Annotated in this window: 8 protein-coding genes; 5 read left to right on the top strand and 3 right to left on the bottom strand. The window is 43.8% G+C overall.

The annotated features are described in order from the left end of the window. Positions 1-61: 61 nt before the first annotated feature. Genes ACFOHL_RS07255 through ACFOHL_RS07245 form a run of 3 tightly spaced genes read right to left on the bottom strand, consistent with a single transcriptional unit; the run spans position 62 to position 5,526 of the window. Entirely contained in the window at positions 62-1,159 is a 1,098-nt protein-coding gene (locus tag ACFOHL_RS07255) for a glycoside hydrolase family 5 protein (protein ID WP_376919551.1), read from the bottom strand. Between the two features lie 54 nt (positions 1,160-1,213). Further along, the gene (locus ACFOHL_RS07250) at positions 1,214-3,667 is read right to left on the bottom strand and encodes a GH36-type glycosyl hydrolase domain-containing protein (protein WP_376919550.1); all 2,454 of its coding nucleotides are present in this window, start codon (positions 3,665-3,667) and stop codon (positions 1,214-1,216) included. Further along, positions 3,664-5,526, bottom strand: coding sequence for a sodium:solute symporter family protein (locus ACFOHL_RS07245; RefSeq protein WP_376919549.1), 1,863 nt, complete (start codon positions 5,524-5,526; stop codon positions 3,664-3,666). The genes ACFOHL_RS07250 and ACFOHL_RS07245 overlap by 4 nt, the downstream gene beginning before the upstream one ends. A gap of 548 nt (positions 5,527-6,074) precedes the next feature. On the opposite strand from ACFOHL_RS07245, the gene ACFOHL_RS07240 reads away from it, so the two are divergent. From ACFOHL_RS07240 to ACFOHL_RS07220, 5 genes are all read left to right on the top strand, one after another. Beyond that, positions 6,075-9,113 (top strand): TonB-dependent receptor, encoded by a 3,039-nt coding sequence (locus tag ACFOHL_RS07240; RefSeq protein ID WP_376919548.1) that lies wholly within the window; start codon positions 6,075-6,077, stop codon positions 9,111-9,113. Between the two features lie 168 nt (positions 9,114-9,281). Beyond that, positions 9,282-10,895, top strand: a complete 1,614-nt coding sequence (locus ACFOHL_RS07235) for a tryptophan halogenase family protein (protein ID WP_376919547.1) — start codon at positions 9,282-9,284, stop codon at positions 10,893-10,895. Further along, the gene (locus ACFOHL_RS07230; protein ID WP_376919546.1) at positions 10,895-12,424 is read left to right on the top strand and encodes a hypothetical protein; all 1,530 of its coding nucleotides are present in this window, start codon (positions 10,895-10,897) and stop codon (positions 12,422-12,424) included. The genes ACFOHL_RS07235 and ACFOHL_RS07230 overlap by 1 nt, the downstream gene beginning before the upstream one ends. Before the next feature lie 198 nt (positions 12,425-12,622). Further along, a complete protein-coding gene (locus tag ACFOHL_RS07225; RefSeq protein WP_376919545.1) occupies positions 12,623-14,140 on the top strand; it encodes a tryptophan halogenase family protein in 1,518 nt (505 codons plus the stop codon). Between the two features lie 131 nt (positions 14,141-14,271). Beyond that, complete coding sequence (locus ACFOHL_RS07220) at positions 14,272-15,393, top strand: FIST signal transduction protein (protein WP_376919544.1); 1,122 nt, start codon at positions 14,272-14,274, stop codon at positions 15,391-15,393. The last annotated feature ends 7 nt before the right edge of the window (positions 15,394-15,400 follow it).

Below are 15,400 nucleotides of genomic sequence, written 5' to 3'. Positions count from 1 at the left end.
TATCGTCAACTGCTTGGGCTACCACTATCAACAAATTTATTCTTAAAATGGGTGCGGGATGTCAGTTATAACTCTGCAAGACTTGCTTGAAAAACTTTCCTTGTTGAGTGGGTGTGAACGACCAGTCGTGGATCATAGTGGGTGACCACTCGGGATCAAAACACCAAGCTGTCCAAGATATGTTTCGCGCTTCCATATATTCGATGATCCAAGGTCCATAACTGCCATCATCAATCACGGGGATGTGCGCACCAAAACCGCCCTCTTTTACCCATCCTAGTTCAGTCGCGATCATCGGATATGTTTCAGACACATAGCCCCATACTTTTGTCCAATTTTCAAACACCGCTTCTTTAGTACGTGGATTGGGTTTAGCTTTTTGAGGATAGGGGTGGCTTGCATAGGCAATGCCGTCTCGCTCAATTGGGTGTGCTTTTACCTGTGTGAGATCATATGCCCAATTAAAACCAGCCACCAATGGAATAACATGTTTATCGTGGGCGTAGATCAAATCAATAATTTGCTCGTTTAGTGCTTTCCACTCCAACCAATCTGCGCTACCGGCTTTGCCCCCGATATCGGTAGGTTCATTGAAAATCTCATAAACCGCAATCGTAGGCACGTTTTTATAACGAGCAGAGATGTATTGCCAAAACTCAAAGGTTTCTTGGATATCGGTTTTGTACATGGGGTGTTGAAACAAACCATCAGGTAAATAACCAATCGAATGCCAATCGAGTATCAAATATATACCTAAATCATTTGCCCAAAGCACGGCTTCATCAATTAGGCCTATATAGTTTTCTTTGCCACTCATACGCCAACCAATTGGATGTACGGGCAAACGGATCGTATTGACTCCCCAATCTTTGAGCTCTTTGAACAAGGATTTTTTCCATTGCCCTTGCTTAATTAACTTGTCAGGAGAAGCGATGTTCATACCTCTGAATGTAAAGGGTTTACCTTTGTCGTCGACAAACTGATTCCCGTCTACACGGATAAAGTTTTGCTGTTTTAAGGCACTAACATCAAAACTTTTTGGGTAAGGAATATTCCACCACTCGATGATGGAATCAGGGTCGAGTTTTGACGCATTGGCAAGCCCAAAGCACAAAAACAACATTCCAGCACTAAGATACAGTTTAAAAATACGTAACATACGACATCCTATATTTTTTAAGCCTTCTATTTAAAAGGCCTCTGCGATTAAAACTTAACTTACAAGCGTAACAATTACCTGATGACGACCTGAGTACTTCGCATAAGGGATAATATTGTCTGCTAGCTCCTCTCCATCAATAAGCACATTGATTTTATTTATTCCATTTTCGGCTTTATTGACAACGCTTATATCATAATACGCGTCCCTAAATTGCCGCTTCACATGGATACCGTCCCAGTCTGAAGGGATACAAGGCGCAATTCTCAAGCCCTCATACTCAGGCCGAATGCCCAAAATATACTGAACAGCCGCGTAGTAGCTCCACGACGCAGTGCCTGTCAGCCACGAGTTTTTCGCTTGCCCTGGCATGGCAGAATCTGCCCCTGCTACCATTTGACTGTATACATAAGGTTCAGAGCGGCGCAAGGCCTGCTTATCTTGCAGATATGAAGGACACAACTTACTAAAATAGTCTAAACTGCGAGTTGGGTTATTCAACATCGCTTCAGAAATAATGATCCAAGGGTTGTTGTGACAAAATATCCCCGCATTTTCTTTGTAGCCAGGCGGATATGAACTTATTTCACCCAAGTATTTATCATACTCACTAAAGGCAGGTTGTTGCAGCATGATGCCGTAATCTGTCACCAGATGCTCGGCAACGGCATCCATGGCGAGTGCTGCTCGACCGTTGTCATGCCCTAACCCTGCCATCACGCAAAAGCCCTGAGATTCGATAAAAATCTTGCCCTCTGGATTTTCAACAGAGCCGACTTTATTCCCTTTTGCATCATATGCACGCAAAAACCATTCGCCGTCCCATCCGTGCTTGTCTACCGCTTCTCGCATCTTATCTATATGCTTGCGACAAGTGACGGCCAGCTCTTCATGACCGGTTTGTTCACATAAAATAGCAAACTCTTCGCCGTAAAGAACAAATTGTCCCGCAATCATCAACGACTCTGCGACATCCGAAGCACCGCGCTGTGTGGTTTGAAAAGACTCGTTAGGGTCGGTCGAAAAACAATTGAGGTTTAAACAATCATTCCAATCTGCGCGGCCAATCAATGGCAGACCATGAGGGCCCAAATTGTTTACCACATGATTGAACGCGCGATGCAAGTGTTCAAAGTGTGTACCACTATTTGTTTCGTCGTTGTTAAAAGGGACGAGCTCGTCGAGTATCGAAAAATCACCGGTTTCTTTAATGTAGTTACAAGTCGATAAAACTAACCACATCGGATCATCATTAAAGTTACCACCAATATTTGCGTTGCCTTTTTTGGTGAGAGGTTGGTACTGGTGAAATGCTGAACCGTCTGCCTTTTGTGTAGCGGATAAGTCGAGTATTCTCTCCCTCACCTTTTCCGGCACCATATGCGTAAAACCGATAGTATCTTGATTAGAATCCCTAAAACCCATACCTCTGCCGATGCCACTTTCATAAAATGACGCACTGCGAGACAAGTTAAAGGTCACCATGTTTTGATACTGATTCCATATATTAATACTTGTATCAAAGGCGCTATCGGGTGTTTTTACCACACACTTATTGAGTAATTCACGCCAATAAAGCTTAAGCTCATCCAAAGCAGCCTGCGCTTTTTCGGTCGAGCTAAAGCGCGCTATCAACTCATTTGCAGGTACTTTATTGATCACCCCCGGTGAGGCCCACTTATCTTCCTGATCAAGTTCACAATATCCCATAACAAACACTAGCGATGTTTTTTCACCAGGCGCTAAGTCAATTTTTAAGTGATGAGAGGCAATAGGCGCAAAACCATGTGCGTGAGAGTTATTCGCTTGCTTGTTTTCAACCACGATTGGGTTGTGCATGCCTCTGTATGGACCTAAGAAGCTGTCTCTACATGTATCAAAACCCGCTAGTTCACGGTTCACGTGATAAAAAGCATAGTGATTGCGACGCTCTCTGAACTCTGTTTTATGAAACAGGGTACTACCACTTATCTCGACTTCTCCTGTCGATAAATTTCGCTGAAAATTGGTGGCGTCATCTTCTGCATTCCATAAGCACCACTCTAAAAAAGAAAACAAATTAAGTTGTTTATTGACTGCGCCTTTGTTTTCGAGCGATACAATGTAGACTTCAGCTGTAGTATGTAGAGGTACAAAACAGGTCGCTTGGGCTTCGATGTCATTCTTGTTCGAAGTAAAGCGTGTATAACCCATACCATGTCGGCATTCGTAGTTATCTAATACCGTATCCATTGGACGCCCTGCCAATGACCACGCATCGTCACCATCTGAAATGTAAAAATACCGTCCGCCTGTGTCCACCGGCACGTTGTTGTAACGATAACGCGTTAAACGCCTAAATTTGGGGTCTCTGAAAAATGTATAACCGCCACCTGTATTTGAAATCAGCCCGTGAAAACCGTCATTCCCTAAATAATTAATCCAAGGTGAGGGTGTAAACGGGCTGGTGATTACGTATTCGTAATTATCGTTGTCAAAATGACCGTACTTAGTAGTTGAATCTATCATGCTGCATTTTCGTCTAATTTGTTGTACCAATTTCGTTTAAGTAGTGCTGCACTAACAGCTAGTATGACGACAGTTGTGCTTACTGAACCCCATTCTTTAATCACAATAAATATGGGAAGTGCAACCAAGCAAGTCTGCATGACTACGCCTGTCGCAACATTGAACATGTCGTTTTTAAAGTTTTTGTTTGGCTCAAAATTGGGGTCGTCAGCCATGACTTGAGCTTTGATAGGCCCCCAAAAACCCCACGGGCGTACTTGCTTGTAAAATGACTTAAGTACCTTCATATCATCGTGGGGGGTGTAAATACTGACTAACACACAAGCTAAGCCTGAAAAAACCAATAAAACGGGGAATACCGTTAGCGGCGCAATATCGCTACTCAACTCAGGGAAAAGAGCTATACATACAGGAGGAAACACGAGCGCACCCGCGATCCCTGCGAGCATACCCACAAAGTAGCCATATCCATTTAGTCGCCACCAATACCATTTAAGTACGTTAGAAACCACGTAACCGCCCCACAAACCAGAAACGAGCCACTGCAAAACACTATTAATACTTTGCACGTACAAGCCAATTAAGGTACTGATGACGACAACACTTACTGATATCAAATAGCTGGCGCGTATCAGTGTTTTGTTGCTGGCGCTTGGATTGATATAGCGATGATAAATGTCATTAACTAAGTACGCGGGCGCAGCATTCACTGTGGCAGCAAAGGTAGACATAAAGGCAGCGATAAGACCCGCGAGCAAGATACCCAAGATACCGACAGGCGCGAACTCTAAGATCGCACTTGGTAGGATATTCTCAAAATCTATCGAACCACCAGACATCAAATCTAAGCGCTCGTAATATACAATCGCAAGAACAGTAAAACCGGCGATCATAAAATATCGGATAGGCATTAGGACGATGGATACAAAACCACTCATTAACGCCCCCTCTTTTGGTGATTTTGTCGCCAATATTTTTTGCATATCATAATTGGGGGCTGGGCCTGCAGCGCTGACCAACACACCCTTGAACAACATCATCATCACAAAGATTGAAAACAAAGAATATCCGTCCGATAAGATTTTCTCGTTGACTTCGTCAATGATGCCCGCCCAATCCAGCGACAAAGACCATGCAAAGAAGGGATTGTCCCAACCATCAGGCGTAGCTGCGGCGAGTGTTTCGGGTGTAACTTGTGCCATGGCGATAAAACCAATGGCAATGGCCGCGACAGTCATAATAGTGAATTGCAACACATCAGCCCACACGATACTCATCATTCCACCCAGCATCACGTACAAGGTCGCGATTGCAGTAAAGGCGATACCGTAAAAATGTGGAACGAATTCGGGTGATAAGGAAAACGGCAAATAGGGTGAGACCACTTCGTAAGGGATAAATATCTCGACGAACTTGCCTACACCTACAAATCCATAAGCTAAAAAACCAAGCACGCCAATTATGGCAAAGAGTACGACCACAAAATGCGAGAGTTTTCCGCCGTGGCTATCGCCAAAGCGCGTCCGCATCCATTCTGCCCCCGTCAATACATTTGAGCGTCGAAGCCAAATGGACAAATACACCATCAGGAATACTTGGTTAAAAACAGGCCACAACCAAGGTATCCAAATGCTTTTTAAGCCATAAACAAACAAGAGCGTAACCAGCCACATGGTGCCAGAAATATCAAACATGCCAGAAGCGTTCGACAAGCCCAGCATGTACCAAGGAAGTTTTCTGCCTCCTTGGTAGTAGGCTTGCATGTCTTTAGATGCTCGTTTTTTTAGATAAAAGCCAATTGCTACAATCGCGAGCAGGTAAGCCGCAACGATAGCCATATCGATAACTGCAATTTGCATAAAAAACCCAAATTTTGTAAGTAAAACGCGAGACCATTGAGCCTACTTTCCTTAACGTTGACAGCATACGCAGTAAACAAAAAACCTGACTCGACACTCGATTCGCCGTAAACGGTACTTCATTATGAAACCGTTTTCAATACATTTTGATACAAGTTAGTTACAAGTAAGTTAGCTTATATATTTCAAATAAAAAGTTTATTTATATTAATTTCAGTCATTTAACGTCTTTTCTAGTAGATATCCTGATATTTCAAACGTAATTTATTAACATATTGTTGACTTTTTGTTACATTTTGAAATATGCTATTGGGGTCGGTTGTTAGTATTTGCAAGTGTTTCAGAGCAAACAGCAGTAAAAGCCTAAACAAGCCGATTTTTTTGCACATGATATGAAATCGATTTCAGCCATTTTACCTTATTAAGAATGGCATTGTCATAGTGGTAAATTAAATGCTGGATATGCATTTGCTGGCGATTTCTGTTTTACCAAGCGAGAGAAAGCAAAACGTAATATCTCTGGCAAACAGGGGAACTAGGAAGTAAATATGGTTAACATTGCTCAACACAAAAAAAATCGAAACGTATTTAGACAAAAACGGTTTAAATACTCTTTAGTCGCATCGGCCTTACTTGGCATCACATCGACTAGTATCAACGCACAAGAGTCTGAGGCCGACGACGAGACTTTGGTCGAAGTCATAGACGTTAAGGGTACGCGTGGCGCACTTATCAATGCTCAAAACATGCGCCGCGAAGCCGAAACCTTACTCGATGCACTTTCTGCATCCGACATCGGTGCATTACCCGATACCAGTATACTAGAAGCAATATCTCGTGTGCCAGGCGTCAGTATCGGCCGTTTTGCCGCACCCAACGACCCTGACCACTTTGGTACTGAGGGCAGCGGCGTCGTCATTCGTGGTCTTACGCAAGTACGCAGTGAGTTTAATGGAAGAGACACTTTTACCGCAAATTCAGGTCGCTCACTGAGCTTTGAAGATATTCCACCAGAGCTAATTGGTAGCGTTGAAGTATTTAAAAACCATACAGCTGACATGGTCGAAGGTGGTATTGCCGGCACAGTCAACCTCGTCACCAAGAAGCCTTTTGACAATGGTGGGGGCAGAAAAATATCTGTTGCCGCAAACCTGACTTACGGTGATTTCATAGAAGAAACCGAACCTTCATTATTTGCGCTATATAGTGATACCTTTGAAAATGATGCAGGGCGATTTGGTTGGTTGTTGAATGTTTCAACCTCTAAACTACAAGGGCAATCAGATGGTGCGCAAGTGGGTATCTACGATGCGCATGCCGCCTTTGACAATCAACTTGTGCCTAGATCAACGCGCTTTACCCGCAAAAAAGATGATAGAGAGCGTGAAGGCTTTGCTGCAGTATTACAATACGAAAACCTAGATAATACCGTTGCGGTCACCGCAGAGTTTATTCGTTCAGACGCCGCGTTAGCTTGGACAGAAAATGCAGTTGAGTGGGCTGACGATAACATCATTGGCTCAACCATGCCAGCAGCAGGTACATCATACGAATTTGGTGATAACGGCTTTTTCCAGAATGGTTATCTCACCGGTAACGAAGGATGGAGAGGCGCTGATTCTGAAAGACAACCAGGCGGTCAATACGGAATACTGCATGCAATGGTGGGGCGTTTTAGAAACGACGAATCTACGGTTCAGGATATAAACTTAAACGTCGAATATACCCCGACAGACCAACTGGCGTTTAACTTCGACTTACAACGTGTTGAAGCCGACACTCAAATTTTGGATTTTCAGGTGCAAGGCGGTAACTACCTAGTACCCCGCTTAGATTTGAGATCTGACATCCCTAGCATCGAGCTTAGAAACCCAGGCTTTGCAAGTGGCAGTGATAGCCCTAGCCAAAACTACTTTACTGATCCACGTTACACCTTTTGGCGCAGTGCCATGGATCACTTATCAGACAACGAAGGCGAGCAAACGAGTATCCGCTTCGACTCCAAATATATATTTGAAAGCGGTTTCATTACATCGTTGTCTGCTGGGGTGCGCTATGCTGAGCGTGACCAAACCACCAGAGAGTCAACGTTTAATTGGGGTAACCTAACCACACCATGGTCAGGAGACACCAGCACTAACTTCTGGTTTGATGATGAACGAACAGGCGCTCTTGAGACTGAAGTCGTTAGCTTTGACAATTTTGCGAGAGGCGGCGTATTAAACATAGAAGGCGGACAAAACTTGCTATTCCCCGCGTTATCAGTTGCGCGCGACTATAGAGGCTCTATTCCTGACTTAAAAGCCATTTCGGGTGGCTGGAGGCCGCTAAATGAAAGAGACGGTGTCATTCCTGGGACAGATTTTTTACCGGGTGAAATAAATACAACTATTGAAGAATCCACCGCATTTTATGTCAAAGCAAACTTTGAGGGCGAGCTTGACAATGGTGTTGTCTACACCGGTAACTTTGGTGCACGATATGTTGAGCTCGAAAACGAAACGGTAGGCGCTATCGTCTTCCCTGACAACCGTCCTCACCCTGAAGATCCAAATGCGCTGGACAACTTCCTTATTTCTGATCAAGCAGCATTTGGTGACAACAGTTCGGTCGACTTGGTTAGTCAAAGCACTTATGACACCATATTGCCAAGTTTCAATTTAAAAGTTGAGCTTTCCGATACTTTCCTCATCCGGTTTGGTCTTTCAGAGGCGATTGCCTTACCTCAACTGGGTTTGTTACGAAATCGATTTGTGATTTCGTCAAGGGAACAAATCGTTGAACGCGGCGACGTCGACAGTGACGGTGATGGGCAAAACGATGTTATTAGTACGCGTTATCGTCGCTACGAGGCCAACGCAGGTAATCCTAACTTGCAGCCGATGGAAGCAATCAACACTGACCTAACTTTTGAATGGTATTTTGCTGAAGATGGTAGCTTAACTACGTCACTGTTTTACAAGGACTTAGAGAACTACTTTATAACAGGCTCTAACCCGCAGGAATTTACCAATAATGGCTCGACTCAGGTTGTTGAGGTAATGCAGTCCACTAACGGAGACAGTGGTAGGATTCACGGGTTTGAATTGGCGTATCAACAGTATTTCAAAAATTTACCTGAAGGCTTTGATGGCTTAGGTTTACAACTTAACTACACTTACGTTGACGAGAAAGGGTCACCCAATTCCGATTTATCACCAGATAGTCCAGGGAACCCGCTGACATCAGGCTCTCAGTTTACTGGCGTGCCTCTTGAAGGTTTGTCACAACACACCTTTAACTCGACCTTGTTATACCAAAAGTATGGCATTGACGCCCGTTTGGCTTATAACTGGCGTTCTCAGTACTTGTTGACCACCCGAGACGTTATCACGCAACTGCCAATATTTAGTAAAGAGGCCGGCTTCCTCGATGGCTCTATTTACTACGACGTAAATGAAAACATTCAAGTCGGCTTGCAAATGACCAACTTGCTTGACACCGAATCTGTGACACGGATGCAAGTCAATCAAGCGGGAGACCTAGCTACCCGGGGTGTGTTTGTCAGTGATAGGCGATTTGCACTTGTTTTGAGAGGTAACTTCTAACAATAAAATGTGTGTCTTAGATAGAAATTTTTCTATCTTTCAGCAGAGCGTCGTCCCTAGCGCTCTGCTGTTTTTGTTATAACAAAGTTTCACTTGTCAGTGGAACTTGCCCTGATATATGGTAAAAATTAAATTCCATTACTCAGCGCTTGTTGATGGTAAGCAGTCATGTCACAAAAACAAAATGAAGCAGCTAGGCATTCTAACATCAAACATGTAGCCATCTTGGGCGGCGGCACGGCTGGATGGATGACCGCAGCGGCCTTGATAAAACTGTTGCCATCACACATAAACGTCACTCTGATTGAGTCTGAACAAATTGGTACCGTGGGCGTAGGCGAAGCGACTATCCCCCACTTGCGCTATTTTAATCAACGCCTCGGTATTGACGAAAATACATTTATGCAAGCCACCGATGCCACATATAAGTTAGGTATCGAATTTGCAAATTGGGGCAAACAAAACGATGCCTACATCCACCCTTTTGGCGACTATGGTCACTCGATACAAGGCATTGAATTTCATCATGTGTGGCTGGATCAATATCGACGTGGCTTAGCAAAAGACTTGGATGAGTATTCGCTACCTGTTGTAGCCGCATTGGACGGTAAATTTGATATGCCGCACCCTGATCCAAATCATGTTGGCTCAACCTTTTCTTACGCTTATCATATCAACGCCACTGCGTATGCAAAGTTCTTGCGAAAGTTCAGCGAGAGTTTAGGTGTAAGACGAAAAGAAGGCAAAATTGTTGACGTTATTTGTCGCAGTAGCACAGGCGAAATTGATAGTTTGATCTGTGGTGATGGCGAGCGGGTTCACGCTGATCTCTTCGTTGACTGTTCAGGGTTTCGCGCACTATTAATAGAACAAGTTATGAAAGCCGGATATGCAGACTGGTCACATTGGTTGCCCTGCAATCGTGCCGTTGCCGTCGCGTGTGAAACTGACTCTGCCCCTCTTCCCTACACAAAAGCCATTGCACACGAGGCAGGTTGGCAGTGGCGCATACCCTTAACGACAAGGTTAGGCAATGGGCATGTATACTGCGATGCCTTTACCAGCCAAGACAATGCACTGGATGTCCTCTTGAGCAAGCTGGAAGGGAAACAACTGAGCACACCTAATCACCTTGCATTTTGCGCCGGACAACGCAAAAAAGCATGGGTAAAAAACTGTGTGGCAATTGGCTTATCTAGCGGTTTTTTAGAGCCACTGGAATCCACCAGCATTTATTTGATTCAAGCAAACATCATGAAACTACTCGAATTGTTTCCGAGTACAAACGACATGCACATCCATGCCGAAGAGTTCAATCGCTGTTTTGATACCGAAATGTATCGAATCAGAGACTTTCTTATTTTGCACTACCACGCCACACACAGAGAAGACACCGAATTTTGGCGCTACTGCAAACACATGAGTATTCCAGATACACTGGCACAGCGTTTTGAACTTTTTAAGGAAACAGGGCATATTCTGCCGTATCAGCATGGCTTGTTTCTGTCACCCAGTTGGGTAGCTGTGCTCATGGGGCAACGTCACTACCCCAAACAAAGTATGGCGCAAGTGACACAACTGCAGCCATCAAATGCTAAATCTGCTCTTGACTTGATTTATAGAGAAGTAAAAAACTATGCGGCGAATATGCAAACGCATGAATCTGCGTTAAAAAATAAGAACTTTGCACATATTGCTAAACATCAAATACTCCATGCCCCTTCGCTGTACGGCAGCGCTAAGTACAGTGGCGATACTGCGCATAAAAGCGAGATTGCCTAATGTTAAGCTTAGCTATGTTAGCCAACGATGCTCAAAGTTCGGCACAGGCCGTATTGTCTGCTCTGCAATGCTATCAAAAGTTACATCGCGCGCACCCAGATATCGAAATTAAGATTGTATCGTCTGCCCCCTTAGTGCGGCACATCACGACGGCATCCAGTCATTCTGAGAACACTCATTCAACAATGTCTGTGAGCACATTGACGCAATCGCACATCTCGCTATTGTCAGCACTGGGGCTAAGTTTTCAGGATTTACTAAAGCATTGTAACGCCCAGATACATTATGCAGACAAAGTATGTAACATGCTTGATAAAGAAAAAATAAGTACTGCCTACTGCAGCATTGCAAGTATGGGAGTTTCGTTGAACGGTGTTGATTTTCATCACATGCTCAATCACACACGCTTGTATCAGCATGAAGCCCTCGATCTCAGCCTCAGTAGCTATTCGCTCAATGGCACTTGTCAACGCATGAAAAAATCCATGCTACCGAGCAACAATCCCAACAATATTCGTTCAAGTTTAAAAATCAACGTCAATGTACAAAGTGAGTTGTTGCTCAATAAAGTTGCTCCACTACTGAGTAAACTCAATATTCATCTGGCCTATACAGAAAATTGGCATTGCACCACGTTTCAGCATGATGACCCGCTTACCAACAGTGACAAAGTTGGCTTCATTAAGCAAATCGGACAAAGTGAAGTGGGCGCTGACTATTTTATAGATCTCAGAAAAAACAAGACCGAATTGCAGTCTACAATCAAAACATTCGTTACTGAGAATACGGTTGAACAGGGTCTGTATATGAGTAACGGGCATGTTATTCAAACCAAACGACTCGGAAATGCTTCTCTTGTGCGTTACACAACTCTGTATAAGCAAGCAGAAACGAATAGCAGCACCGCCACGCCTGCACTGAGTTGCGAACAAATCGGGCAATTAATCGGTGCCCCAAACATACTAATTTCTGACGCACCAGCAATTGTTTATCAGAGTTTGTTAGATAGCAAGCAGCCAATGTGGACTAAAAATTTATTGTGTCTCTCCGATGTCGAGTTATTTAATGGCATCAACGTTAGCGCTGGCACCTGTACCTATGAAAAAATCATTGACACGTGGCTAATGTATTTCTTGAATACAGCTTCAGAGCACATGCTAAATCTGTGTAACGAGCAATTTGAACAAGTCTTGCTAGGTACGTATTGTTTCGATTTAATGCCCTGTTTTATCCATGATGCAGATGCAATGACTACCTACTTGTCTACACAAAGCTTTAACTTACTATATAGCCCCAATTTTACTGAGGATTTGCTAAACACAATAAACAAACGTGCAAACTTGTTTGCTCAAAAAGGCACGGATTATTTAGTCGATCACGATCTTGTACCAAGAGAGGTATGGGTAAATTTGTATCTTGCACTACAAGTATGGCCAAAAGAAGTCGACGTAGTGAGCTTTCAAGTCGATGATATCAAAGGCATGTTGCGTAAATTGCAACAAAAATTCGCACATGCCATAGAGCACTAGTATGAATTCTAATGGCTATGTTCCCTTTTTAAGTATAGTTGATCACAAAACAAAGCCTGAAAGGCAAGCATGCCTTTTTGGCGTCCCCATGGATGGGTCTACGACAACTTTGTTTTGTGTTCAACTTCACCTAGAGAGAATATAGCCATTCAAGTTTACCCGCTGTGATGCTTAACTAAAAAAGAAGGATGTTAAAACATGCACACTGATTCCAGTCCAATTAATGATGTCGTAATTTTGGGCGGTGGCTCCGCCGGTTGGATGACAGCCGCGGCTTTAGCAAAAGTATTTGAAAACAAAGCACTAAAAGTACGCCTTATAGAATCTCAAGCAGTGGGCACTGTTTCAGTTGGCGAAGCGACCATCCCACAAATCTCACGCTTCAACAAGCTGTTAGGTTTGGACGAAAACGATTTTGTCAAACATACAAAAGGCACGTTTAAACTAGGGATCGAATTTGCCAATTGGCGACAAAAAGGCCATGCCTACATGCACCCCTTTGGTAGTTACGGCACAAACATGGACGCCATTCAGTTCCACCATTATTGGCTCAAAATGTTCCAACTAGGCAAAGCACCAGAATTAGATAAGTTCTCGTTGCTTTGCACAGCAGCCTACAGCGGCAAATTCAACCGACCTCAACCCATCAAAAATAGTCCATTGGCAGATATTCCATACGCCTTCCATTTCGACGCCACTCTTTACGCTGAGTATTTGCGTAAGTTTGCCGAAGCACGCGGCGTCACCCGCATCGAAGGCAAAGTGCAAGACGTATTTACCCGCAATAGCAACGGTTTTGTTGACGCTTTATTGTTAGAAAATGGAGAAAGAATCCACGCTGACTTGTTTATCGATTGTTCTGGTTTTAGGGCACTATTGATCGAAAAAACACTCAACACCGGCTATGAAGACTGGGGACACTGGCTGCCCTGTGATCGCGCAGTTGCCATGCCATGTGAAGCAAAAAACAAAGTATATCCCTACACAATTTCAACAGCACAAGATGCAGGTTGGACATGGCGCATCCCTCTACAGCATCGAATTGGAAACGGCTATGTTTATCCCAGCGAGTTTGTTAGCGATGACGAGGCCGTCGATGTGCTCAAGCAACAGATGGAAAACACACCACTTGCGGAGCCAAACCAACTCCGCTGGAAAACAGGCCGCAGAGAAAAAGCATGGCACAAAAATGTGGTGGCAATTGGCCTCTCAGCGGGTTTCATTGAGCCACTTGAATCAACAGGTTTACACCTCATCCAATCAGGCATATCTCGCCTGATGGCGTTTTTCCCTAATCAGGGCTTCAATCAAATTGATATTGATGAGTTTAATGCGCAAAGCAAATTAGAAATGGAACAAATTAGAGACTTCATCATTTTGCATTACAAACTCACCGATAGAGAAGATACCGAGTTTTGGCGGTATTGTAAGCACATGGATGTCCCCCAAGGCGTCACGGATAAACTCAATTTATATGCAAGCAATGGACGAATTTTTAGAAAAGATAACGAATTGTTCGACGAAACTTCATGGCTCGCCGTAATGCATGGCCAAGGCCTCCAACCTCAAGCTTACCACCCCATTGTGGACAATTTGCCTGAGTCTGAAATAAGTCGAAGGCTGGCGCATATACAAAAAGTCATCGAAACCTCTGTTGCGACTATGCCTATGCAAGCTGATTTTATAGATAAACATTGCAAAGCAACAATGATGTAAACTAAATATCATTACTGCCGATAAAATCATCGTCTAGTAAGTTGTGCTGTCTATTAGAAATTAATACACGCGGGTATTTGAAATCAATGCAAGTATCCGACTGGCACTATTAATTTATTTATAGGTTGAGTATGCAGCAAATATTTGGCGATGCACATTACATCGAACGTCTAGAGCCCGATGTGTTGTCGGCTACCTTACATTCTCTGATGAGCTTTCATCCTAGCGGCTTTCTGTTACTCGCTTGCGATGAAGAAAATACCGACCTTAGCGCTTACAATACCATGCTGCGATCGCTCGACATTCCGGTATTTGGCGGCATATTCCCTAGTATTATTCGCAACAAGCAGACAATTGAATCGGGTATATTGGTTATTCCTGTCTTTGCTCCTCTCGAAGTACAGGTGTTTGAAGGTGTATCTAAATGTCATGAGCAAGCATTTAATATTAGTTTTGCCATGCAAGACTTTTCTTCAACATTAATGCTTATTGATGGCCTCACGCGCGGTATTGGCAATGCGATGAATCAGGTGTTTCAAGAATACGGTCAATCAAAGGTCGTATTTGGTGGTGGCGCAGGCTCACTCAGTTTTCAGCAAAAACCTTGTTTATTTACGCCCAATGGTATCGTTCAAGATGCCATGATACTCGTGGCAATCAAACAAGATTTTGAATTGGCTATCGGACATGGTTGGGAAGTACTAGATGGCCCTTTCCTAGCCAATCAAGTCGATGACAATCAGATATTACAGCTTAATTTTGAACCTGCTGTCGACGTTTATCGAGAGGTAATAAAACGCTTCGATGGGCGTGATATAGACAGCGACAATTTCTTTGAAATCGCCACAAACTATCCCTTCGGTCTAGAGCGTTTAGATGAAAAGTTGTTGGTTCGCGATCCAATAACATTAAACGACAAGGCACTTGTCTGTGTGGGTCGTGTTCCCGAGAGCACAATGCTCTATATTCTTAAGGGCGATCCTAATAATTTGATCAGCGCAGCCGCCAAGGCTATCGAAGACAAATTACAAAACCAGGCAGCCAGCTCAGCACTGCTCTTTGACTGTATTAGTCGAAAGCTATTTTTAGAGGACGAGTTTGCGCAGGAGCTACAGGGTATAAACAATTCGTTGGGGGAAAACACCTCTCTTTTTGGTGCCTTGGTGCTAGGAGAAATAGCATCCAATAAGGCCGGTGGCATAGACTTGCACAACAAGACGGCAGTCACCGCTATTGTCGTTCAACACGATTAGTTTGCTT

It is taken from the genome of Agaribacter flavus (assembly GCF_042646125.1).
GTDB lineage: Bacteria > Pseudomonadota > Gammaproteobacteria > Enterobacterales > Alteromonadaceae > Glaciecola > Glaciecola flavus.
Note: the sequence above shows the minus strand (reverse complement) of the source record. Positions and strands in the feature narration are given on the sequence as shown.